Origin of the sequence: Streptomyces sp. DH37 (assembly GCF_029813835.1) — a bacterium.
Taxonomy (GTDB): Bacteria; Actinomycetota; Actinomycetes; order Streptomycetales; family Streptomycetaceae; genus Streptomyces.
In genome coordinates, this window is the sequence record NZ_JARVKV010000073.1 from 1 (window position 1) to 21,910 (window position 21,910).

22 protein-coding genes are annotated in these 21,910 nt (G+C 74.5%); 14 read left to right on the forward strand and 8 right to left on the reverse strand.

Annotated elements, in window-relative coordinates; translation table 11 throughout:
• Both QC029_RS26295 and QC029_RS26300 read right to left on the reverse strand, forming a co-directional pair.
• Positions 1-885, reverse strand: an 885-nt coding sequence (locus QC029_RS26295) for a DeoR/GlpR family DNA-binding transcription regulator (protein WP_279558298.1), incomplete at its 3' end; no start/stop codon positions are given.
• Between the two features lie 122 nt (positions 886-1,007).
• Positions 1,008-2,456, reverse strand: coding sequence for an NAD(P)H-quinone dehydrogenase (locus QC029_RS26300; RefSeq protein ID WP_279558321.1), 1,449 nt, complete (start codon positions 2,454-2,456; stop codon positions 1,008-1,010).
• 108 nt (positions 2,457-2,564) lie between these two features.
• Between QC029_RS26300 and QC029_RS26305 the strand changes: the two genes are divergently transcribed.
• The 3 genes from QC029_RS26305 to QC029_RS26315 all read left to right on the forward strand — a co-directional run bounded on the left by QC029_RS26305 (position 2,565) and on the right by QC029_RS26315 (position 5,831).
• The gene (locus QC029_RS26305) at positions 2,565-3,002 is read left to right on the forward strand and encodes a gamma-glutamylcyclotransferase (protein WP_101256430.1); all 438 of its coding nucleotides are present in this window, start codon (positions 2,565-2,567) and stop codon (positions 3,000-3,002) included.
• Positions 3,003-3,091: 89 nt separating this feature from the next.
• Positions 3,092-3,913 (forward strand): purine-nucleoside phosphorylase, encoded by an 822-nt coding sequence (locus QC029_RS26310; protein WP_279558299.1) that lies wholly within the window; start codon positions 3,092-3,094, stop codon positions 3,911-3,913.
• 253 nt (positions 3,914-4,166) lie between these two features.
• A complete protein-coding gene (locus tag QC029_RS26315; RefSeq protein WP_279558322.1) occupies positions 4,167-5,831 on the forward strand; it encodes a phospho-sugar mutase in 1,665 nt (554 codons plus the stop codon).
• Positions 5,832-5,956: 125 nt separating this feature from the next.
• Here QC029_RS26315 and QC029_RS26320 read toward each other — a convergent pair whose 3' ends face one another.
• Positions 5,957-6,577 (reverse strand): PH domain-containing protein, encoded by a 621-nt coding sequence (locus tag QC029_RS26320; protein WP_279558300.1) that lies wholly within the window; start codon positions 6,575-6,577, stop codon positions 5,957-5,959.
• A 137-nt stretch (positions 6,578-6,714) separates the two neighbouring features.
• On the opposite strand from QC029_RS26320, the gene deoC reads away from it, so the two are divergent.
• From deoC to QC029_RS26335, 3 genes are read left to right on the forward strand one after another with little or no spacing between them, the layout of a single operon-like run.
• Complete coding sequence (gene deoC, locus QC029_RS26325) at positions 6,715-7,734, forward strand: deoxyribose-phosphate aldolase (protein ID WP_279558323.1); 1,020 nt, start codon at positions 6,715-6,717, stop codon at positions 7,732-7,734.
• 5 nt (positions 7,735-7,739) lie between these two features.
• Complete coding sequence (locus QC029_RS26330) at positions 7,740-9,176, forward strand: aldehyde dehydrogenase family protein (protein ID WP_279558301.1); 1,437 nt, start codon at positions 7,740-7,742, stop codon at positions 9,174-9,176.
• On the forward strand, positions 9,169-10,074 hold the full coding sequence (locus QC029_RS26335) for an aldehyde dehydrogenase family protein (protein WP_279558302.1): 906 nt from the start codon (positions 9,169-9,171) through the stop codon (positions 10,072-10,074). The genes QC029_RS26330 and QC029_RS26335 overlap by 8 nt, the downstream gene beginning before the upstream one ends.
• Before the next feature lie 51 nt (positions 10,075-10,125).
• Here QC029_RS26335 and QC029_RS26340 read toward each other — a convergent pair whose 3' ends face one another.
• A complete protein-coding gene (locus tag QC029_RS26340; RefSeq protein WP_279558303.1) occupies positions 10,126-10,602 on the reverse strand; it encodes a hypothetical protein in 477 nt (158 codons plus the stop codon).
• A gap of 118 nt (positions 10,603-10,720) precedes the next feature.
• Here QC029_RS26340 and QC029_RS26345 point away from each other — a divergent pair, with 118 nt between their 5' ends.
• The gene (locus QC029_RS26345; protein WP_279558304.1) at positions 10,721-11,338 is read left to right on the forward strand and encodes a uridine kinase; all 618 of its coding nucleotides are present in this window, start codon (positions 10,721-10,723) and stop codon (positions 11,336-11,338) included.
• A 105-nt stretch (positions 11,339-11,443) separates the two neighbouring features.
• Here QC029_RS26345 and QC029_RS26350 read toward each other — a convergent pair whose 3' ends face one another.
• On the reverse strand, positions 11,444-12,211 hold the full coding sequence (locus tag QC029_RS26350) for a SigE family RNA polymerase sigma factor (RefSeq protein ID WP_279558305.1): 768 nt from the start codon (positions 12,209-12,211) through the stop codon (positions 11,444-11,446).
• Positions 12,212-12,402: 191 nt separating this feature from the next.
• Between QC029_RS26350 and afsQ1 the strand changes: the two genes are divergently transcribed.
• From afsQ1 to QC029_RS26375, 5 genes are all read left to right on the forward strand, one after another.
• Positions 12,403-13,080 (forward strand): two-component system response regulator AfsQ1, encoded by a 678-nt coding sequence (gene afsQ1, locus QC029_RS26355; protein WP_173915081.1) that lies wholly within the window; start codon positions 12,403-12,405, stop codon positions 13,078-13,080.
• 249 nt (positions 13,081-13,329) lie between these two features.
• Entirely contained in the window at positions 13,330-14,961 is a 1,632-nt protein-coding gene (locus QC029_RS26360; protein WP_279558306.1) for a cell wall metabolism sensor histidine kinase WalK, read from the forward strand.
• On the forward strand, positions 14,958-15,590 hold the full coding sequence (locus QC029_RS26365; protein WP_279558307.1) for a hypothetical protein: 633 nt from the start codon (positions 14,958-14,960) through the stop codon (positions 15,588-15,590). The genes QC029_RS26360 and QC029_RS26365 overlap by 4 nt, the downstream gene beginning before the upstream one ends.
• 57 nt (positions 15,591-15,647) lie before the next feature.
• On the forward strand, positions 15,648-16,202 hold the full coding sequence (locus tag QC029_RS26370; protein ID WP_279558308.1) for a VanZ family protein: 555 nt from the start codon (positions 15,648-15,650) through the stop codon (positions 16,200-16,202).
• 88 nt (positions 16,203-16,290) lie between these two features.
• On the forward strand, positions 16,291-16,494 hold the full coding sequence (locus QC029_RS26375) for a PspC domain-containing protein (protein WP_279558309.1): 204 nt from the start codon (positions 16,291-16,293) through the stop codon (positions 16,492-16,494).
• 140 nt (positions 16,495-16,634) lie between these two features.
• Here QC029_RS26375 and QC029_RS26380 read toward each other — a convergent pair whose 3' ends face one another.
• Together QC029_RS26380 and QC029_RS26385 are read right to left on the reverse strand one after the other, a co-directional pair.
• Positions 16,635-17,012 (reverse strand): ATP-binding protein, encoded by a 378-nt coding sequence (locus QC029_RS26380; protein ID WP_279558310.1) that lies wholly within the window; start codon positions 17,010-17,012, stop codon positions 16,635-16,637.
• Between the two features lie 155 nt (positions 17,013-17,167).
• Positions 17,168-18,307, reverse strand: coding sequence for an adenosine deaminase (locus QC029_RS26385; RefSeq protein ID WP_279558311.1), 1,140 nt, complete (start codon positions 18,305-18,307; stop codon positions 17,168-17,170).
• 143 nt (positions 18,308-18,450) lie between these two features.
• Between QC029_RS26385 and QC029_RS26390 the strand changes: the two genes are divergently transcribed.
• Positions 18,451-19,206, forward strand: a complete 756-nt coding sequence (locus tag QC029_RS26390) for an alpha/beta hydrolase (protein ID WP_279558312.1) — start codon at positions 18,451-18,453, stop codon at positions 19,204-19,206.
• A 75-nt stretch (positions 19,207-19,281) separates the two neighbouring features.
• Here QC029_RS26390 and QC029_RS26395 read toward each other — a convergent pair whose 3' ends face one another.
• On the reverse strand, positions 19,282-20,256 hold the full coding sequence (locus tag QC029_RS26395) for a LysR family transcriptional regulator (protein WP_279558313.1): 975 nt from the start codon (positions 20,254-20,256) through the stop codon (positions 19,282-19,284).
• Between the two features lie 92 nt (positions 20,257-20,348).
• On the opposite strand from QC029_RS26395, the gene QC029_RS26400 reads away from it, so the two are divergent.
• Positions 20,349-21,596, forward strand: coding sequence for an MFS transporter (locus QC029_RS26400; protein WP_279558314.1), 1,248 nt, complete (start codon positions 20,349-20,351; stop codon positions 21,594-21,596).
• Positions 21,597-21,910: the final 314 nt, after the last annotated feature.

Below are 21,910 nucleotides of genomic sequence, written 5' to 3' on the forward strand. Positions count from 1 at the left end.
GCCCTCGCCCTCCGGTCCGACGGGGCCGGGCGGGCCGCCCGGCCCCGTCGGACCGCCGTACGCCGCACCCGCCGCGCCCGCGGCGCCGGGGGCCGCGCCCGCCCCCGCGCCGGCCACCGTGATCCGGACGCCCTGGTCCGCCAGCGCCTGGAGCTCCGCCGCCGCCCGCTCCTCGTGCTGCGGGGGCTCGTCGGTCACCAGACGGGTGATGAGGTCCGGGGGCACCGTCTGGAACATCGTGTCGACGCCCAGCTTGGTGTGGTCCGCCAGGACGACGACCTCCGCCGCGGCCTGGACCAGCGCCCTGTCCACGCTCGCCGACAGCATGTTGGAGGTGGACAGGCCGCGCTCGGCCGTCAGCCCGCTGCCGGACAGGAAGGCGCGCGAGACCCGCAGCCCCTGGAGGGAATGCTCGGCGCCGCTGCCGACCAGCGCGTAGTTGGAGCCGCGCAGCGTACCGCCGGTCATCACGACCTCGACGCGGTTGGCGTGCGCCAGCGCCTGTGCCACCAGCAGGGAGTTGGTGACCACGGTCAGACCGGGGACGCGTGCCAGGCGGCGCGCCAGCTCCTGCGTGGTCGTCCCGGCGCCGACGACGACGGCCTCGCCCTCTTCGACGAGGCTCGCGGCGGTGTCGGCGATCGCGCTCTTCTCGGCGGTCGCCAGATGGGCCTTCTGCGGGAAGCCGGACTCCCGTGTGAAGCCGCCGGGCAGCACCGCGCCGCCGTGCCGGCGGTCCAGCAGTCCTTCCGCCTCCAGCGCCCGGACATCACGACGCACGGTCACTTCGGAGGTCTGGACGACACGCGCGAGTTCGCGGAGCGACACGGCTCCGTTGGCCCGCACCATTTCGAGGATCAGTTGACGACGTTCTGCAGCGAACACGAAACAGACAGTAACGCGGGCGACCGTCTGGTTTCAGCTGTTTCCACTGAATAACGGAAATTGTTCGTAGGGCGAACCCTGCCGTGGTATACGCGAACGACCCGGTGGAACCGGGCCGCAGGTCAGCTCCCCTCGGCGGTCTTCCGCGTCTGAAGCTGCCGCGCCACCTCGGCGATCGAACCCGACAGGGAGGGGTAGACCGTGAACGTGTTCGCGATCTGCTCGACCGTCAGGTTGTTGTCGACCGCTATCGAGATCGGGTGGATCAGCTCGCTGGCGCGCGGCGCCACCACCACGCCGCCGACCACGATCCCCGTGCCCGGGCGGCAGAACAGCTTCACGAAGCCGTCCCGGATGCCCTGCATCTTGGCCCGGGGATTGCGCAGCAGCGGCAGCTTGACGGCGCGGGCGTCGATCCGGCCGGCGTCCACGTCGGCCTGCGAGTAGCCGACGGTGGCGATCTCGGGGTCGGTGAAGACGTTCGCCGAGACCGTCTTGAGGTCCAGCGGCGCCACCGTCTCGCCCAGGAAGTGGTACATCGCGATCCGGCCCTGCATGGCCGCGACCGAGGCGAGCGCGAACACGCCCGTGCAGTCGCCGGCCGCGTAGACGCCGGGCGCGGTCGTGCGGGAGACCCGGTCGGTGCGGATGTGGCCGGAGTCCCTCAGCGCCACCCCGGCCTCCTCCAGGCCGATGCCGGAGGTGTTGGGGACGGCGCCGACGGCCATCAGGCAGTGGCTGCCGGTGATGACCCGGCCGTCGGAGAGGGTGACCTCCACCCGGTCCCCGACGCGCTTGACGGAGGCGGCCCGGGAGCGCGACATCACGTTCATGCCGCGGCGGCGGAAGACGTCCTCCAGCACGACCGCCGCGTCCGGGTCCTCGCCCGGCAGTACGCGGTCGCGCGAGGAGACCAGCGTCACCCGGGAGCCGAGCGCCTGGTAGGCGCCCGCGAACTCGGCGCCGGTGACGCCGGAGCCGACCACGATCAGCTCCTCGGGCTGCTCCTCGAGGTCGTACACCTGCGTCCAGTTCAGGATGCGCTCGCCGTCCGGCCTGGCGTCGGGGAGCTCGCGCGGCTTGCCGCCGGTGGCGATGAGCACGGCGTCGGCGGTCAGCCGCTCCTCGCTGCCGTCCGCGGCCCGCACCACGACCTCGCGCGAGCCGTCCGGCGCCTGGTGCGGCTCCAGCCGGCCGCGGCCGCGCATCACCCGGGCGCCGCCGCGGGTGACGGAGGCGGTGATGTCGTGCGACTGGGCGAGCGCCAGGCGCTTCACACGGCGGTTGACCTTCCCCAGGTCCACGCCGACGACGCGGGCCGGGCTGTCGGGGTCGGGGGTGCCGTCCTCGACGATGATGCCCAGCTCCTCGTAGGAGGAGTCGAAGTTCGTCATCACCTCCGCGGTGGCGATGAGCGTCTTGGAGGGGACGCAGTCGGTCAGCACCGACGCGCCGCCCAGACCGTCGCGGTCGACGACGGTCACCTCCGCTCCGAGCTGCGCGGCCACCAGGGCCGCCTCGTAGCCGCCGGGTCCACCACCGATGATCACGATCCGAGTCACGTACCCCAGTCTCGCACGGGCCCCGCGGCCCCCGGCCACCACCCGCCGGGCCCGTGACGGCGGCCACACCGGGCGGCGGACGCCGCTCGTCCGCGCCCTCGGCTATACCCTCGTCGCATGTCGCTCTACGCCGCATACGCCGGAAACCTCGACGCCCGGTTGATGTCCCGCCGCGCCCCGCACTCCCCGCTGCGCGGCACCGGGTGGCTCAGCGGCTGGCGGCTGACCTTCGGCGGTGAGCACATGGGCTGGGAGGGGTCGCTGGCGACCATCGTCGAGGCCCCGAAGGCGACGGTCTTCGTGGCGCTGTACGACATCGCGCCCATGGACGAGGACTCCATGGACCGCTGGGAGGGCGTCGGCATGGACGTCTACCGGCGCATGCGGGTGCGGGTGCACACCCTGGACGGCGACGAGCCGGCGTGGTGCTACGTCCTCAACGGCTACGAGGGCGGGCTGCCCTCGGCCCGCTACCTGGGCGAGATCGCCGACGCGGCGGAGTCCGCCGGCGCGCCCCACGACTACGTGACGGAGCTGCGCAAGCGCCCCTGCTGAGCGGTTTCCGGCCGGTTCCGGCCGTTCGGGGGACCACTCATCGGACACCCGTCTACGCGCGTAGGCGATAACCGGCTACCCTCATCCGCGTGAACGCATCTGCCACCACGGACTACTCCGGCGAGCCGTACGCCGCCGCCGACGCCGCCGCGGCCCGCCTCCGCGAACTGACCGGCGCGGAGACCCACGACGTCGCCCTGGTCATGGGCTCGGGCTGGGTGCCGGCCGCCGACGCGCTCGGGGAGCCGGACCACGAGTTCCCGGTCACCGACCTCCCCGGCTTCCCGCCGCCGGCGGTGGAGGGCCACGCCGGAAAGGTCCGCTCGCACCGGCTCGGGGAGAAGCGGGCGCTGGTCTTCCTCGGCCGCACCCACTTCTACGAGGGCCGCGGTGTCGCGTCCGTCGCCCACGGGGTCCGCTCGGCCGTGGCCGCGGGCTGCAAGACCGTCGTGCTGACCAACGGCTGCGGCGGGCTGCGCGCCGGAATGCGCCCCGGGCAGCCGGTCCTCATCCGGGACCACATCAACCTGACCGGCGTCTCGCCGATCGTCGGCGCCAACTTCGTCGACCTCACCGACCTGTACTCGCCGCGGCTGCGCACGCTGTGCCAGGAGGTGGACGCCACCCTGGAGGAGGGCGTCTACGTCCAGTTCCCCGGCCCGCACTACGAGACGCCCGCCGAGATCGGCATGGTCCGGGCGATCGGCGGCGACCTGGTGGGCATGTCCACCGTCCTGGAGGCGATCGCCGCCCGCGAGGCGGGCGCCGAGGTGCTGGGCATCTCCCTGGTCACCAACCTGGCCGCGGGCATGACCGGCGAGCCGCTGAACCACGAGGAGGTCCTCCAGGCGGGCCGCGACTCGGCCGCCCGGATGGGCTCGCTGCTGGCCCAGGTCCTCAGGCGCATCTGACGCCGTCCGGCGGTACGGATCCGGCGGTACGGGTGGTGTGCGGCCGCGCGCGGCCGGAAACCCGGCCGGTCCCGCGGCGCCCCCGGGGACCCGGACGGCCCACCCTCCGGCGGTCGCGCGGGGCGCACCGGGTAGCGGTGGACGAGGAGGCCCGCGCCCACCGGCGCGGGAGCGCAGCGAAGCAGCGAAGCAGGAGCGGCGTACCGCGCCGCCCGTGAGGCGACACGCGAGAGGCGGAGAAACCGTGGCAACCGTGCACGAGGATCTGACCGCGCAGGCACAGTCCTGGCTGGCCGAGGACCCCGATCCGGAGACCCGGGAGGAGCTGGCCGGGCTCGTCGAGGCGGGGGACGTGGAGGAACTGGCCGCCCGCTTCTCCGGCACCCTGCGGTTCGGCACCGCCGGGCTGCGCGGGGAGCTGGGCGCGGGGCCGATGCGGATGAACCGCGCGGTCGTCATCCGGGCCGCGGCCGGGCTCGCGGCGTACCTGCGGAAGCACGGCCACGACGGCGGCCTGGTCGTCGTCGGGTACGACGCCCGCCACAAGAGCGCCGACTTCGCGCGCGACACCGCCGCCGTGATGGTCGGCGCCGGGCTGCGGGCCGCCCTGCTGCCCCGCCCCCTGCCCACGCCCGTCCTGGCCTTCGCCATCCGGCACCTGGGGGCCGTCGCGGGCGTCACCGTCACCGCGAGCCACAACCCGCCGCGCGACAACGGCTACAAGGTCTACCTCGGCGAGGGCTCCCAGATCGTGCCGCCCGCCGACGCCGAGATCGCCGACGAGATCGCCTCCATCGGCTCGCTCGCGGACGTCCCGCGCGCCGGGTCGGGCTGGGAGACGCTCGGCGAGGAGGTCGTCGACGCCTATCTGGACCGGGCGGCCTCCGTCCTCACCGCCGGCGGGCCCCGGAACGTGAGGATCGTCCACACCTCGCTGCACGGCGTGGGCGGCGCCACGGTCGCGGCGGCCTTCGAGCGCGCGGGCTTCCCCGCCCCGGTGCAGGTCGCCGAGCAGGCCGAGCCCGACCCCGACTTCCCGACCGTGGCCTTCCCCAACCCGGAGGAGCCCGGTGCGATGGACCTGGCCTTCGCCACCGCCCGCGAGCACCAGCCGGACCTGGTGATCGCCAACGACCCCGACGCCGACCGCTGCGCGGTGGCCGTCCCCGACCCGGGCGCGGACGCGGGCTGGCGGATGCTGCGCGGCGACGAGGTGGGCGCGCTGCTGGCCACCCACCTGGTGCACAAGCGGGCGCGGGGCGCCTTCGCCACCACGATCGTCTCCTCCTCCCTGCTGTCGCGCATCGCGGCGGCGGCGGGCGCGCGGTACACCGAGACGCTGACCGGCTTCAAGTGGCTGGCCCGCGTGGACGGCCTGCGCTACGCCTACGAGGAGGCGCTGGGCTACTGCGTCGATCCCGAGGGCGTGCGCGACAAGGACGGCGTCACGGCGGCGCTGCTCGTCGCCGAGCTGGCCGCCGAGCTGAAGGAGCGGGGGCGCTCCCTGACCGAGCTGCTGGACGACATCGCGGTGGAGTACGGGCTGCACGCCACCGACCAGCTCTCGGTGCGGGTGGAGGACCTGTCCCTGATCGCCGACGCGATGCGCCGGCTGCGGGAGGCGCCGCCGGCCACGCTGGCCGGTCTGACGGTGACCTCGGCCGAGGACCTGGCCCGGGGCAGCGCCGCCCTCCCGCCGACCGACGGCCTGCGCTACCGGCTGGCGGGCGAGCCCCGGCAGGGGGTCACCGGCGCCCGGGTCGTCGTCCGCCCCAGCGGCACGGAGCCGAAGCTGAAGTGCTACCTGGAGGCGGTCGTCTCCGTGGCGGACGCCTCGGACCTGGCCGCGGCCCGCGCCACGGCGGACCGGGTGCTGGGCGGCCTCAGGGCCGACCTCGCCGCCGCGGCGGGCATCTGACGCGCGGGCCCCGGACGGCTCCCGGGCGCCGGGGCGCCTCCGGGCGTCCCGGCGTCCGGAGGGGCGGGCGTCCGGAGGGGCGGGCGTCCGGAGGGGCGGGCGTCCGGAGAGGCGGGGGCGGGGCGTCAGCCCTGGAGCAGCAGGACCAGCAGGGCCACCCCGCCGACCACCGCCGGGACCAGGATCTCGTAGGCCCAGCGGACGGCCGGGGCGCCCTGCGCCCCCTCGTCGGAGGCGTGGCGCTCGGCCAGGAGGCGGATCTCGTCGACGGCCTGGTCGGCCTGGGCCCGGTAGCCCCGGCTCCCGGCGTGCTCGGGGGCGAACACCGCGCCGGGGCCCGACAGGTTCGCCGAGGCCGGGCCCCCGCCGTGCCGCAGCGCCTTCTTGCGCTGGCGCAGCGAGACCGGGATCGCCCACATCTGGTACTTGCCGTCGCCCGCGTAGACCTCGGCGGAGTACGCGGCCCGCACGCCCTCGACCGACGCCCACGGCAGCGTGATGGTGCGGAACGGGTTGCGCACCCGCAGCCGCTCGCGCCCCGCGTACACGGCGGGCCGCAGGGAGAAGGCGAAGATCAGCGGCGCGAACGTCACCAGCGCGGCCAGCGAGATCCAGCGGGTGCGGCCCTCGCCGTTGAGGACCCCGTCGGCGGCGAGCAGCACGACGAGCACCAGCAGCAGGGAGCCCCCCACCATCCCCAGGCCGGAGCGGTAGGTGTGGTCTGCGTACCTGGTCTGCTCACTCATGCCCCCGATTCTGCCTGACCCCGTCGCACGCGCGTCCGGGCGGTGAGGCGCCTCCGGGCCCGCCCGGGGATCCGCCCGGAACCGAGGGGAGGGGGATGACAGTTTGCTACGCGCGTAGATATGCTCCTCTGGTGACCATGCCTGCCACGTCTCCCACCACACCCGCCGCGCCGCCTCCGGCACAGCCTTCCGCAGTGCCTCCGGAACTGGCCGACGCGACCGCGTCCGACGCCGCGCTGCGCCGCTTCCTGCACGGTCTGCCCGGGGTCGACGCGGTCGGCCTCGAGGCCCGCGCCGCCCAGCTCGGCACCCGTTCGATCAAGACCACGGCGAAGGCGTACGCCATCGACCTCGCCATCTCGATGATCGACCTGACGACCCTGGAGGGCGCCGACACCCCGAGCAAGGTCCGGGCGCTGTGCGCCAAGGGCGTCAACCCCGACCCCACCGACCGCACCGTGCCGAAGGTCGCCGCGATCTGCGTCTACCCGGACATGGTGGCCACCGCCAAGGAGGCCCTGGCCGCCGGCGGCGGGCGGGACGTCAAGGTCGCCTCCGTGGCCACCGCCTTCCCCGCCGGCCGGGCCGCGCTGGACGTCAAGCTGGCGGACACCCGCGACGCGGTGGCGGCCGGGGCCGACGAGATCGACATGGTGATCGACCGGGGCGCCTTCCTCTCCGGCCGCTACCTGCGGGTCCTCGAGGAGATCAGGGCCGTGAAGGAGGCGTGCGCCCGCGCCGGCGGCGAGGACGCGCACCTGAAGGTGATCTTCGAGAACGGCGAGCTGTCCACGTACGACAACATCCGCCGCGCCTCCTGGCTGGCGATGCTCGCCGGCGCCGACGTCATCAAGACCTCCACCGGCAAGGTCGCGGTCAACGCCACCCCGGCGAACACCCTGGTGATGCTGGAGGCCGTCCGCGACTTCCGCGCCGCCACCGGCACGCAGGTCGGGGTCAAGCCTGCGGGCGGCATCCGCACCACCAAGGACGCGATTCGGTACCTGGTGATGGTGAACGAGGTCCTCGGCGACGACTGGCTGCACCCCGACTGGTTCCGCTTCGGCGCCTCCAGTCTCCTCAACGACCTGCTGATGCAGCGCCAGAAGCTGACCACCGGGCGCTACTCCGGCCCCGACTACGTGACGGTGGACTGATCACGATGAGCCCCATGTTCGAGTACGCACCCGCGCCCGAGTCCCGCGCCGTGGTGGACATCGCGCCCTCCTACGGCCTGTTCGTCGACGGCGAGTTCCGCGAGGCCGCGGGCGGCAGGGTCTTCAAGACGGTCTCGCCGTCCACCGAGGAGGTCCTGGCCGAGGTCGCCCACGCGGGCGCCGAGGACGTGGACGCCGCCGTGGCCGCCGCCCGCCGCGCCTTCGCCCCCTGGTCGGCGCTGCCCGGCTCCGAGCGCGCCAAGTACCTGTTCCGGATCGCCCGGATCATCCAGGAGCGCTCGCGCGAGCTGGCCGTCCTGGAGACCCTGGACAACGGCAAGCCGATCCGCGAGACCCGCGACGCCGACCTGCCGCTGGTCGCCGCGCACTTCTTCTACTACGCGGGCTGGGCCGACAAGCTCGCCCACGCCGGGTACGGCCCCGACCCCCGTCCGCTGGGCGTGGCCGGCCAGGTCATCCCGTGGAACTTCCCGCTGCTGATGCTGGCCTGGAAGGTCGCCCCGGCCCTGGCCACCGGCAACACCGTGGTCCTCAAGCCCGCCGAGACGACGCCGCTGTCGGCGCTGTTCTTCGCGGACGTCTGCCGCCAGGCGGGGCTGCCCAGGGGCGTCGTCAACATCCTCACCGGCGACGGCTCCACGGGAGCGGCGCTGGTGGCGCACGAGGGCGTCGACAAGGTCGCCTTCACCGGCTCCACGGCCGTCGGCAAGCAGATCGCGCGCACGGTCGCCGGCACCCGCAAGAAGCTCACGCTGGAACTGGGCGGCAAGGGCGCCAACATCGTCTTCGACGACGCGCCGATCGACCAGGCCGTCGAGGGCATCGTGAACGCCGTCTACTTCAACCAGGGCCAGGTGTGCTGCGCGGGCTCGCGCCTGCTGGTCCAGGAGTCGGTCCAGGACGAGCTGCTGGACGCACTGCGGCGCCGGCTGTCCACCCTGCGGGTCGGCGACCCGCTGGACAAGAACACCGACGTCGGCGCGATCAACTCCGCCGAGCAGCTCGCCCGCATCACCGAACTCGCCGACAGCGGCGAGGCCGAGGGCGCCGAGCGCTGGTCCCCGGCGTGCGAACTGCCCGAGCGGGGCTACTGGTTCGCGCCGACGGTCTTCACGAACGTCACCCAGGCCCACCGCATCGCCCGCGAGGAGATCTTCGGCCCCGTGCTGTCGGTGCTGACCTTCCGCACCCCGGACGAGGCGGTGGCCAAGGCCAACAACTCGCAGTACGGCCTGTCGGCGGGCGTGTGGACCGAGAAGGGCTCGCGCATCCTGGCGATGGCGAGCAGCCTCCGGGCCGGTGTGGTGTGGGCCAACACGTTCAACAAGTTCGACCCGACCTCGCCGTTCGGCGGCTACAAGGAGTCGGGCTTCGGCCGCGAGGGCGGCCGTCACGGTCTGGAGGCGTACCTCGATGTCTGACACCACCGGAACCGGCTCCGGCAGGCCCGGAACGCACACGCGGCTGGGTGTTCTCAAGACCTACAAGCTGTTCGTCGGGGGGAAGTTCCCCCGGTCCGAGAGCGGACGGGTGTACGAGGTGACCGACACGCGCGGCAACTGGCTGGCGAACGCCCCGCTCGCCTCCCGCAAGGACGCCCGGGACGCGGTGGTCGCGGCCCGCAAGGCGTTCGGCGGCTGGTCGGGGGCGACCGCGTACAACCGCGGCCAGATCCTCTACCGGATCGCCGAGATGCTGGAGGGCCGCCGCGACCAGTTCACCGCCGAGGTCGCCGCCGCCGAGGGGCTGTCGCGGGCGAAGGCCGCCGCCCGGGTGGACGCGGCGATCGACCGCTGGGTGTGGTACGCGGGCTGGTCCGACAAGATCGCCCAGGTCGCGGGCGGGGCCAACCCGGTCGCGGGCCCGTACTTCAACCTCTCCACGCCGGAGCCGACCGGTGTGGTCGCCGTCGTCGCCCCCCAGGAGTCCTCCTTCCTGGGCCTGGTCTCGGTGCTCGCCCCGGTGATCGTCACCGGCAACACGGCCGTCGCCGTGGCGAGCGAGCGCGCACCCCTGCCCGCCCTGTCGCTGGCCGAGGTGCTGGCCACCTCCGACCTGCCCGGCGGTGTGGTCAACGTCCTCTCCGGGCGGACGGCCGAGATCGCCGCGCCGCTCGCCGCCCACCAGGACGTCAACGCCGTCGACCTGACGGGCGCGGACGAGGGGCTGGCGAAGGAGCTGGAGACGGCCGCCGCCGACAACCTCAAGCGGGTGCTGCGCCCGGCGGACGCGACCTCCGACTGGTCCGCCGACCCCGGCACCCGGCGGATGCTGGCCTTCCTGGAGACCAAGACCGTCTGGCACCCCATGGGCGTCTGACGGACCGCCCGTCCGGGGCCGCGACCGCCGCGGCCCCGGACGGGCGCCTCCTCAGCCGGGCAGCAGCCCCGCCACCGGGCCCACGGCCGGAAGGGTGCGGATCGTGCCCCCGTCGCTGATCGGCCCCGTGAGGGTCCTGGTGCTCACCGGCCGGAAGTCGGCGACCTGGGTGCCGACCGTGTTGTCCAGCGGGTCCACCGGCGTGCCCGCCAGCGGGTGGATCCGGTGGTCCTTGGCCGGGCGCAGCCCCCCGGCCGTGGCGTGCTCGGTGGCCTGCACCCCTTCGGCCATGCCGTGCACGCCGGACTGGAGCGAGTCCGGCGAGACCAGCGACGTGACGCGCGACAGCTGCACGGACGCCTCGCCGCCCCCTCCCGGCGCGGCGGGCGCCGCGACCGCCGCCGTCGCTCCTCCGGCCATCGCGGCCCCGACCGCGGAGACGGTCAACCCGGCCCGCAGCAGGGCGCGCTGGACGCCGCCGCCCCCCGTCTGCCTCTCCCGTGCGTGACGCCGGCGCTGAGCGGTCATGGGACACCTACCAAGGGAACTCGAAGTGCGTGATCGTACGGTGACGCAGCGTATACGAGCCGGGCGTCACGCGCACGCGCGCACCGGCACCCCCGGGAATGGCCGACAATGGTCTTCCGTGACCTCCCACGACACCGCCCGCGTGATCCTGCTGACCGGCCCGTCCGGCTCCGGCAAGTCCTCGCTCGCCGCCCGCACCGGGCTGCCCGTGCTGCGCCTGGACGACTTCTACAAGGAGGCCGGCGACCCGTCCCTGCCCCGCCTCGCCGCCGGCGGCCGGGTGGACTGGGACCACCCCGCCTCCTGGGACGCCGACGCCGCGGTGGCCGCGATCGGCGCCCTGTGCGAGCGGGGCCGCGCCACCGTGCCGGTGTACGACATCTCCGCGAGCGCGCGGGCCGGCGAGGAAGCGCTGGACCTGGAGGGCGCGCGCCTGTTCGTCGCCGAGGGGATATTCGCCGCCGAGGTCGCCGGACGCTGCCGCGAACTGGGTCTGCTGGCCGACGCGTTGTGCCTGCGCGGACGCCCCTCCACCACCTTCCGGCGGCGGCTGGCGCGCGACGTGCGCGAGGGCCGCAAGTCGCTGCCCGTCCTGGTGCGCCGCGGCTGGGCCCTGATGCGCGCCGAGGGCGCGATCGTCGCGCGGCACGTCGCCCTGGGCGCCCACGCCTGCGGACGCGAGGAGGCGCTGGCGAGGATCGCGGCGCTCCGCGCGCCCGAGTCCGTGCACGCGTGAGAGCGGGTCCGGTCGTACCCCCCGGCCGACCAGGCCCGCTCCCGCGCCCCCCGTGCTCCCCCGTACCCCCCGGTCCTCTCCCCCGTGTCCCCCGGTCGCGGCGCGTCAGGCGACCAGCTCGCCGAAGCTCTCCTCCAGGTCGCGCCCGAAGCTGAGCGCCTCGTCGTCGCGCAGCCGGCGCAGGGAGCGCCAGATGCTGCTCTTGACCGTGCCGACGCTGATGTTCAGGATGTCCGCGATCTCCGGGTCGGTGCGGCCCTCGTAGTAGCGCAGGACCAGCATCGTGCGCTGGAGTTCGGGCAGCCGCGCCAGCGCCTGCCACAGCACCGCGCGCAGCTCGGTGCCGCGCATCGCGTCGCTCTCGCCGGCCGCCTCGGGCAGTTCCTCGGTCGGGTACTCGTTGAGCTTGCGGCGGCGCCAGGCGCTGATGTGCAGGTTGGTCATGGTGCGGCGCAGGTACCCGCCGACCGCCGCCTTGTCGCTGATCCGCTCCCAGGCGCGGTACGTGGAGAACAGCGCGCTCTGCAGCAGGTCCTCGGCCTCGTGGCGGTCCCCCGTCAGGTGGTAGGCGGTGGCGTACAGGGAGGCGCGGCGCTCGCGGACGTAGGCGGTGAACTCCGCCTCCGACACGCCCCCCCGGCGCCGCTCCCCCGAGCCCTCCCCGTACGCTTCCTCCCCCCGCCGGCCGCCCCCCGCGGCCGGCTCGGGCGCGGCGGCGATGTGCGCCGGCCGCTGACGGCCGGTGCCGCGGTTGCACCCTCCCCCGGGAGTTCCCGCGGCACCGGACTTCTCCACGCTCCGGGCCGGAACCACAGGGGTGCGCCGGCGCGTGTGGATAACCGCGCTGGTGATGTTGCGGTGCAGTGTGTTCATCTCGCGCCCCCCTCTGGAGCCAGCCCGTGCGCTTGCTTGTGGCGAATACACTGCCGGGGCAGTTTCATCGCCGGGTCCGCCGACTGTCACAGGGGTGTCACAGGCCCCGGGGAGGCCGTGACCCGCCCGCGTTCGCGTTCCGTTCACCGGCCGGTCGTGGTCCGGGCACGGGATGCGCCAGAATGGCGCGCGTGCCTTTCCTGTTGCTGATCGAGGACGACGAAGCCGTCCGTACGGCCCTGGAGATGGGTCTGACCCGGCAGGGTCACCGTGTGGTGACCGCCGCCTCGGGTGAGGACGGCCTCAAGCTGCTGCGCGAGCAGAGGCCCGACCTGATCGTGCTGGACGTCATGCTGCCCGGCATCGACGGCTTCGAGGTGTGCCGCCGCATCCGGCGCACGGACCAGCTTCCGATCATCCTGCTGACCGCGCGCAGCGACGACATCGACGTCGTGGTCGGCCTGGAGTCCGGCGCGGACGACTACGTCGTCAAGCCGGTGCAGGGGCGGGTGCTGGACGCCCGCATCCGCGCGGTGATGCGGCGCGGCGAGCGCGAGGCGAACGACTCGGCGACCTTCGGCGCGCTGGTCATCGACCGCTCGGCGATGACCGTGACCAAGAACGGCAGGGACCTCCAGCTCACCCCGACCGAGCTGCGGCTGCTGCTGGAGCTGAGCCGCCGCCCCGGGCAGGCGCTGTCGCGGCAGCAGTTGCTGCGGCTGGTGTGGGAGCACGACTACCTGGGCGACTCCCGGCTGGTCGACGCGTGCGTCCAGCGGCTGCGCGCCAAGGTCGAGGACGTCCCCTCCTCGCCGACGCTGATCCGCACGGTGCGCGGCGTCGGCTACCGGCTGGATCCCCCCGCGTGAGAGGGGCGCGCGACGCCGGCGGGCGCCCGGCGCTGATATCCGCACCCCCGTTGGGGGGAGGCACCGTGAGCGACGCACGCGAGGCCACCAGCCCGCACACGGCGACGACACCAGCACGTCCGCGCCGAGCGGGCGGAGAAGCTCACGAGGAGACGGAGTGAGCGACGCACGCGAGGCCACCGACCCGCACACGACCGCGATACCAGTGCGTCCGCGCCGAGCGGGCGGAGAAGCTCGGGGGGAGACGGAGTGAGCGAGACCCCTGGCAGGCTCGCCGGGGCACTGCGGCTGACGAGTCTGCGGCTGCGGCTGGTGGTGGTCTTCGCGCTGGTCGCGCTGACCGCGGCGGTGGCCGCCTCCGGCATCGCGTACTGGATCAACCGCGACGCCGTCCTGACCCGGGCGCAGAACGCCGCCCTCAACGACTTCCGCGAGTCGCTGGGCGACAACGCGGGCGCCCTGTCCCGCCGGCCGCCCTGCGACGCGGTGCGGGACGCGGCCGACACCATGGCGAACAGCACCCAGCGGTACGAGGTGGTGCTGATCGAGGAGCAGGCCGACGGCTCGCCGTGCGCGGCGGTGTCCGACCCGGAGTTCACCCTGGAGGACGTGCCCGGGGCACTGCGCGCCGCGGTGGGCAGGAAGCGCCCGGTCGACGCCTCCAACAAGGCCCCGTACCACCTGTACTGGCAGCGGATCACGATGGACGGCGAGCCGTACCTGGTGGGCGGCGCCACCGTGATCGGCGGAGGGCCGACGGGCTACATGTTCAAGTCGCTCGCGCCCGAGCGGGACGACCTCAACTCCCTGGCCTGGTCGCTGGGGATCGCCACCGCGCTGGCCCTGGTCGGCTCCGCCCTGCTGGCGCAGGCCGCCGCCACGACGGTGCTGCGGCCCGTGCAGCGGCTGGGCGACGCGGCGCGGCGGCTGGGCGAGGGGAAGCTGGACACCCGGCTGCGGGTGTCGGGGACGGACGAGCTGGCCGAGCTGTCCCGGACGTTCAACCGCACCGCCGAGTCCCTGGAGCAGCGGGTGGCCGAACTGAGCGCCCGCGAGGAGTCCAGCCGCCGCTTCGTGGCGGACATGTCGCACGAGCTGCGCACGCCGCTGACCGCGATCACCGCGGTGACGGAGGTCCTGGAGGACGAGATCGACTCGCTCGACCCGATGATCGCGCCCGCGGTCACCCTGGTGGTCAGCGAGACCCGGCGGCTGAACGACCTGGTGGAGAACCTGATGGAGGTCACCCGCTTCGACGCGGGGACGGCCAGGCTGGTGCTCGACGACGTGGACGTCGCGGACCAGGTGACGGCCTGCATCGACGCCCGCGCCTGGCTGGACGCGGTCGAACTCGACGCCGACCGCGGCATCATGGCGCGGCTCGACCCGCGCCGTCTGGACGTGATCCTGGCCAATCTGATCGGCAACGCGCTCAAGCACGGCGGCTCCCCGGTGCGGGTGTCGGTGCGCACCCGGGAGTCCGCGGCGGGAGGCGCGGACGCGGGCGGGGACGAACTGGTGATCCGGGTCGCCGACCACGGACCGGGCATCCCCGAGGACGTGCTGCCCCACGTCTTCGACCGCTTCTACAAGGCGAGCGCGTCCCGGCCCCGCTCCGAGGGCAGCGGGCTGGGGCTGTCGATCGCCATGGAGAACGCGCACATCCACGGCGGCTCGATCACCGCGGAGAACGCGCCCGAGGGCGGCGCGGTCTTCACCCTGCGGCTGCCGCGCGACGCCAGCCGCCTCGCGCCGGACCGGGAGACGGACGCGGACGCAGACGCGGACACAGAGACAGAGACAGACACAGGCGCGGACACGGGCACGGACGCGGGCACGGACACGGACGGCGGCGGAACGGGCCGGGGGGACGGACGATGAGCACCACACTCCGTACGGCCCGCGGCCTCCGTACGGCCGCCGTCGCCCTGGCGGCGCTCGCGCTCGGCGGGTGCGGCATACGCTCCACGCCCGTGCCGGTGGACGCCGGCCCGGCGCCGTCGCGGGTGTCGTGCGCGGCGCCCGGCACCGGCGAGGAGCAGTACCCCGGGGACGGGGTCGTGCGGGTGGACGTCTTCCTGGTCTGCGGCGGCGACGTCACCGCCGTGGAGCGCACCGTGCCGCTGGAGGGCGCGGAGCCGGGCCGGGACGCGCGGCTGGAGGCGGCCCGCGAGCTGCTGGACGAGTTGCAGCGGAGCCCGTCCGGGGCCGAGACCGAGGCGGGGTTCAGCAGTGCGGTCCCCGCGAGCCTGGAGGTCACCGGGCCGGAGGGGGACGATCCCGAGGGGACGCTGCGGCTGAGCGAGGCGCCCGGCGGGCTGCCGCCCTTCGCGCTGGCCCAGATCGTCTGCACGTTCGCGGGCACGGCCGCCACCGGCCGGGGCGACTCGGTGGTGCTCGGCGGCCCGGCGGGGGACGGGGGCGGGAAGCCCCCGCTGGGCTACTCGTGCACCGGCGCGCTGCGCGGCGGCCCGGAGGCGGCGGAGACGGCGGGCACCCCGCTCCCGTGAGGGCCCGGCGCCCCGGCGCCCGGAACCGCGGCCCGTGCCGTGTGCGTCTTCGCCGCCGTGCAGCGTCATCACCACGGCGGCTCCGCCGCCCACCGCATCCGTGCAGCGGGCCTCGTACTCCTCTGCTGCCATCTGCTGTTCGTCGGCTGGCTGACGCTGCGGCCCCTGTCCGTCCCCTGGGTCGCGCCCGCGAACCTGCGGCCCTTCGCCTCGATCCACGCCGACCTGCTGAGCGGCCCCCGGGCGGCTCTGGAGGGCATCGGCGGGGGGCTGGCGCTGCTCGCCCCGCTCGGGGTGCTGCTGCCGATGGCGGTGGGCCGGGTGACGTCGCGGCTGGGCTCGTGGGCCCGCACGGTCTTCGCCGCGGCGATGATCTCCCTCGGCATAGAACTGGTGCAGCCCGCGGTGCCGGGCCAGGTGGCGAACGTGGACGCGCTGCTGCTCAACACCACCGGCGCGGCCCTGGTGCACCTGCTGTGCTACCCGGCGCTGCGCGCCCGGCTGCGCGGTGCGGTGCGGCAGGAACGTCCCGGCGCGCGGCGGTTCGCTCCCCCGGAGGACGGGGATCAGGGTGCGACCCCGAGGACTCCCAGGGTCGGAATCGCACCGTAGAGGGACGCTTTCGCCCGTAACGCTCGCCTACGGTGGTTCTGTACCCGCCGAACGACGGCGTTCCGGAGAGAGCGAAGGAGTCCCCGCCATGGCCGCAATCGTCCGCCCCCGCGACGACCGGATGATCGGTGGTGTGTGCGCCGGGCTGGCCCGCCGCTTCGGCACCACCCCGAACACGATGCGCGCGGTCTTCCTGGCCTCCTGCCTGCTGCCGGGACCGCAGTTCCTGCTCTACGCGGCCCTGTGGGTCCTGCTGCCGGACGAGCGGAAGGCGCACCGCGCCGGCTGGTGACGCGCACCGCCGCCGCACGGGAACGGGCCGCGCACCGGGCGGAACCCGGTGCGCGGCCCGTGGCGCCTCCCCGTGGGTGGGCGGAGGGAGGGGGGAGGCGCCGAGAAGGGGAGAAGGGGGAAGAAGGGGAGGAAGCGGGATCAGCCCAGGAGCTTGCCGGTCTGCAGGGCGCCGGTGAGCTTGCCCGTCGGCAGGTTGAGCATCGTCGGCTTCTCGGGGCTGCCGAGCGGCAGGCCGCCGAGCAGGTCCCGCACCGGGTCGTGCTGCTTGGTGTTGGGCTTCGGCTCGGCCTTCTCGGCGCCCTTGCCCGCGGGAGCGGGCAGCGTCCTGGCCCGCTGGGAGGCGTCGGGGGCGGGCAGCGTCTTGGCGACCTCCTGCACGGGCAGGGACTTCAGTACGCCGCCGGCGGTCTTGTTGACCCCCAGGGTGTCCGCCGCGGAGGCGGTCCCGGCACCGGCGGCGGCGAAGGCGGCGCCGAGCACGGCGACACCGATCGTCTTCATCGTTCGCTGCTTCATCAGCTGGTACGTCCTCGTGTGGATGGCTTGAGCGGCCTCGCGAACGTAGCCAGGGCGCCGTGCGCGCCGCAAACATCCCGGAACGGTCCGGCGCCGGCGCACCCGACCGTCCCGGAGCCTCCTCCCCCGGACCCGCCGGCCGAGAGAACCGCTGGTCACAGCCCCTTGGTGGCGGCCTCCCGGAACAGCCACTCGGACCTCAGTTCGGCGTATCCGGGCTTGATCACCTCGTTGATCATGGCCAGACGTTCATCGAAAGGGATGAACGCGGACTTCATCGCATTGACGGTGAACCACTGCATGTCGTCGAGCGTGTAGCCGAACGTCTCCACCAGGTGCCCGAACTCGCGGCTCATGCTGGTGCCGCTCATCAGCCGGTTGTCGGTGTTGACCGTGGCGCGGAAGCGCAGCCGCCGCAGCAGCCCGATGGGGTGCTCGGCGTAGGAGGAGGCCGCCCCGGTCTGGAGGTTGGAGGTGGGGCACAGCTCCAGCGGGATGCGCTTGTCCCGCACGTACGCCGCGAGCCGGCCCAGCTTCACCGTGCCGTCCTCGGCGACGTGGATGTCGTCGATGATGCGCACCCCGTGGCCGAGCCGGTCGGCGCCGCACCACTGGAGGGCCTGCCAGATCGACGGCAGGCCGAACGCCTCGCCCGCGTGGATGGTGAAGTGGTTGTTCTCGCGCTTGAGGTACTCGAAGGCGTCCAGGTGGCGGGTGGGCGGGTAGCCCGCCTCGGCGCCCGCGATGTCGAACCCGACCACGCCCAGGTCGCGGTGGCGGTTGGCGAGTTCGGCGATCTCCAGCGAGCGGGCGGCGTGCCGCATCGCGGTGAGCAGGACGCCGACGCGGATGCGGTGCCCGGCCTCGCGGGCCCGGCGCTCGCCCTCCCGGAAGCCCTCGCTGACCGCCTCGACGACCTCCTCCAGGCTCAGCCCCGCCTCCAGGTGCTGCTCGGGGGCGTAGCGCACCTCGGCGTAGACCACGCCGTCGGCCGCCAGGTCCTCGGCGCACTCGGCCGCGACCCTCACCAGCGCCTCGCGCGTCTGCATCACGGCGCAGGTGTGGGCGAAGGTCTCCAGGTAGCGCTCCAGGGAACCGGAGTCGGCCGCCTCGCGGAACCAGGTGCCCAGCGCCTCGGGATCGGTCTCGGGCAGGGCGTCGTAGCCGGTCGCGCGGGCGATCTCGACGACGGTGGCCGGGCGGAGACCGCCGTCGAGGTGGTCGTGCAGCAGCACCTTGGGCGCGCGGCGGATCTGGTCCGCGGTGGGGACGGTGGTGACAGGCTCGCTCGTCATTGCGGCACTCTAGCGCCTACGCGCGTAGATATCATCCTGGACCCGTGCCGGACGCCCCGCGGCCCCGCCCCCGCTCCCCTTCGATATCCAATGGTGACCGCACGGCACCGCCCGTACACCCCCGCTTCTGCGATCGTTCTGCCATGGCTCAGCAGGCGTTGCCGCGGCGGGATGCGCGGCTGGGGCGGGCGTTCGGTGACGAGCGGGCGGTGCAGGGAGTGGTCCTGCTGCTCCCCGGGGGGCGGGCCGAGAGCATGCGCCGCCGTTCCTCCCGGGCCGCGGCGGCGACGTTGCCGCTGGCGCGGCGGCTGGTACGGGCGGGGGCGGACCACGACGTGGTGGCGCACGTCGTCCACTACCGCTACCGCGGCTGGAACGGCGGGGAGGCGCACCCGGTGCGGGACGCCGAGTGGGCGCTGGAGGAGACGGTGCGGCGCTATGGCGACGTACCGGTGTGCCTGGCGGGCTGGGACATGGGCGCCCGGGCGGCGCTGCGGGCCGCGGGCCATCCGGCCGTGACCTCCGTGCTGGCGCTGGCCCCCTGGCTGCCGGACACCGCCGAGGGCGGCGGGGCGGAGCCGGTGCGGCAGCTCGCCGGCCGGCGGGTGCTGATCGTGCACGGCACGGACGACGAGCGCACCGCCCCGGACCTGTCGTACCGCCTGGCGGTACGGGCCAAGAAGATCAACCCGGACGTCTGCCGCTTCGAGGTCCACACCGACGGCCACGCGCTGCGCCAGCACCGCGCCGAAGTCCTCGCCCTGGCCGAGGACTTCGCCCTCGGGTCGCTGTGCGACCGGGACTTCGCCCGCCCGGTGGCCGACGCGCTGGCGGCCCCGCCGCCGCTGGGCCTGCGGATGCCGCTGGCGGCGGGCTTCGGCCGCTCCCTGCGCCACTGAGGGCGCCCGCCGGCGCCGCTCGGCGCCCCTCCCGCCCGCGGCCGGGGGCCGCGGCCCGGAGCCGTCCCCGGCCCCCTACGCCAGCAACCTCCCCCGGCGGCTCAGCAGGAACGTCCGGAACGCTGCCACCGGCGGGGTGTCCGGGCGGCCGTCCACCCAGGCCACCCCGATCTCCCGCACCGCGCGCGGCTCCGTGACCGCCAGCTCCCGCACCCCCGGCCGGGGCACGGCCGGGGGCGGCAGCAGCGCCACGCCGAGCCCCGCGGCCACCAGGCCGCGCAGCGTCTCGGCCTCCTCCCCCTCGAACGCGATCCTCGGCTTGAAGCCCGCCTCGGCGCACAGCGCGTCGAAGATCCGCCGCATCCCGTAGCCCGGCTCCAGGGTGATGAACGGCTCCTCCGCCGCCTCCACCAGCCGTACGCGCCGCCGCCGCGCCAGCGGGTGGTCCTCGGGCACCACCAGGCGCAGCCGCTGCTCGTCCAGACGGCGCGCGGCCAGGTCCGGGGCGTCCGGGACCGGGGAGGTCAGGCACAGGTCCAGGTCTCCGGCGCGCAGCCGCTCGATCATCGCCTCGCCGTACGTCTGCACCAGGGAGAAGCGCACCCGGGGGTGGTCGGCGCGGAAGGAGCGGATCAGCCCGGGGACGGTCTCCGAGCCCAGTGTGTGCAGGAAGCCGAAGGCGACCTTCCCGGCGGCCGGGTCCGCGTCCGCCCGCACCGCCTCCGCCGCCTGCTCCACCGAGGCCAGCGCCCGCTCCACGGAGGCCAGGAACGTGCGTCCGGCCGGGGTGAGCGAGACCGTCCGCCCCCGCCGGGCGAACAGCGCGACCCCCAGGTCGTCCTCCAGCCGGGCCATCGCGCGGCTGAGCGTGGACTGCGGCACGCCCAGCTCCCCCGCGGCGCGCGTGACGTGCTCGTGCCGGGCGACGGCCACGAACCGCGCCAGTCTCGGGGCGAGCGCGGCCGCCCAGGAACCGGGGTCGATGTGGGGCGGGGTGCTGGATGTGTCGGATGTAACCGAGATGTCTTTTCTGTTGCCGACCGGTGACACGACACCCTCCCACCTCGTCTTATGCGTCAGTGCACGAGCATCGGCGGTTCCGTGCATTGGACGCATCAGGTCGTTGATCGTACGTTCGAGACATGCCTTCCGTCGATACCGGGGCACCTGTCCGCACAGGTGCCTCTCCCGAGCGTTTCCCGTCCTCCCGCCGCATCAGCCTCGCCCTCTTCGCCGTGGGCCTGGCGACCTTCGCGCTGCTGTTCTCCACCCAGCCCCTGCTGCCCGCCCTCTCCGCCGACTTCGGCGTGACCCCGGGACAGGCGAGCTGGACCGTCTCGGCCGCCACCATCGCCCTCGCGGTGGCCGTGCTGCCGCTGTCCGCCCTCTCCGAGCGCTTCGGGCGGCGCACGCTGATGACGGGCTCCCTGGCCGTCGCGGTCGCCGTGGCGCTGGCGCAGCCCTTCGCCCCGAACCTGGAGGTCCTGATCGCGCTGCGCGCCGTGCAGGGCGCGGCGATCGCGGGCATCCCGGCCTCGGCGACGGCGTACCTGGCGGAGGAGGTGCGGCCCGCCGCCCTGGTGGGCGCGATCGGCCTGTTCGTGGCGGGCAACAGCGTGGGCGGGATGACCGGGCGCGTCCTCACCGGCTGGGTCGCCGAGGGGTGGGGCTGGCGCACGGGCCTGGCGGCGGTCGGCGTGCTCTCCCTCCTGTTCGCGATCGCCTACCGGCTGCTGATCCCCCGGGCGCGGAACTTCACCCCCGCCTCGCTGCGCCCCGCCGAGATGCTGGAGGCGGTGCGCGGCCACCTCTCCGACGGACTGCTGGTGCGGCTGTACTCGCTCGGCCTGCTGTTCATGGCGGTCTTCGGCGCGGTCTACACGGTGGTGGGCTACCGGCTGACGGCCGAACCCTTCGGCCTCTCCCAGGGCCTGGCCGGCTCGGTCTTCGTGATCTACCTGGTCGGCACGGTCTCCTCGGCCGCCGCCGGCCGCCTCGTCGGGCGGCTCGGCCGGCGCGGCGCGCTCTACCTGGCGATCGGCGCCACCGCCACCGGCCTCCTGCTGACCCTCGGCGACACCCTCACGGCGGTGCTGCTCGGCCTGGTGCTGGTCACGGCGGGCTTCTTCGCCGGCCACGCGGTGGCGTCCGGCTCGGTGGGCCGCACGGCGAAGACGGGCAGGGCGCAGGCGTCGGCGCTGTACCAGATGGCGTACTACACGGGCAGCTCGCTGGGCGGCACGCTGGGCGCGGTCGCCTACCACGCGGCGGGCTGGAGCGCGACGGTCGCCCTCGCCCTGACCGCCCTGGTCCTGGCGGCGGGGGTCACCCTCTACGCCACGCGCCGCGCGGTGGTCCGGCGGCGGCTGGAGGTCGCGAGGAGCTGCTGAGCTCCGGCCCCGCGGGTGTCCTGACGGGTGGGGTGGTGTGGGGCCGAGTGGGGGCGGGGCGCGGGTGCGTGCGGGGGTCGGGGCCGGTCCGGGGCGAACATTCCGGACGGCATGATTTACGGCCGCTGCCGTGCACCGTTTCGCAGGCCGCCTATTGGCCGCAAATCACGCTTGAGTGTCCGGAACGTCCGCCCCTCCCCGTCCCCTCCCGCCGTCGTCCGCGTGCGGGCAGGCGCGGGCCACGCGGGGCCCGTGCCGCCTCCCGAACGCCGACCCGGCGGGCCCTGAACGCCCCCGCGGCACCGTCCTGGTTC

Bases quoted from the DNA above. Each gene is read 5' to 3' on its own strand.
- QC029_RS26305 (WP_101256430.1), top strand. From the start codon at position 2,565: ATGTCGCTCTACGCCGCATACGCCGGAAACCTCGACGCCCGGTTGATG.
- QC029_RS26320 (WP_279558300.1), bottom strand. From the start codon at position 6,577: ATGAGTGAGCAGACCAGGTACGCAGACCACACCTACCGCTCCGGCCTG.
- deoC (WP_279558323.1), top strand. From the start codon at position 6,715: ATGCCTGCCACGTCTCCCACCACACCCGCCGCGCCGCCTCCGGCACAG.
- QC029_RS26330 (WP_279558301.1), top strand. From the start codon at position 7,740: ATGAGCCCCATGTTCGAGTACGCACCCGCGCCCGAGTCCCGCGCCGTG.
- QC029_RS26335 (WP_279558302.1), top strand. From the start codon at position 9,169: ATGTCTGACACCACCGGAACCGGCTCCGGCAGGCCCGGAACGCACACG.
- QC029_RS26340 (WP_279558303.1), bottom strand. From the start codon at position 10,602: ATGACCGCTCAGCGCCGGCGTCACGCACGGGAGAGGCAGACGGGGGGC.
- QC029_RS26350 (WP_279558305.1), bottom strand. From the start codon at position 12,211: ATGAACACACTGCACCGCAACATCACCAGCGCGGTTATCCACACGCGC.
- QC029_RS26365 (WP_279558307.1), top strand. From the start codon at position 14,958: ATGAGCACCACACTCCGTACGGCCCGCGGCCTCCGTACGGCCGCCGTC.
- QC029_RS26375 (WP_279558309.1), top strand. From the start codon at position 16,291: ATGGCCGCAATCGTCCGCCCCCGCGACGACCGGATGATCGGTGGTGTG.
- QC029_RS26380 (WP_279558310.1), bottom strand. From the start codon at position 17,012: ATGAAGCAGCGAACGATGAAGACGATCGGTGTCGCCGTGCTCGGCGCC.
- QC029_RS26385 (WP_279558311.1), bottom strand. From the start codon at position 18,307: ATGACGAGCGAGCCTGTCACCACCGTCCCCACCGCGGACCAGATCCGC.
- QC029_RS26390 (WP_279558312.1), top strand. From the start codon at position 18,451: ATGGCTCAGCAGGCGTTGCCGCGGCGGGATGCGCGGCTGGGGCGGGCG.
- QC029_RS26400 (WP_279558314.1), top strand. From the start codon at position 20,349: ATGCCTTCCGTCGATACCGGGGCACCTGTCCGCACAGGTGCCTCTCCC.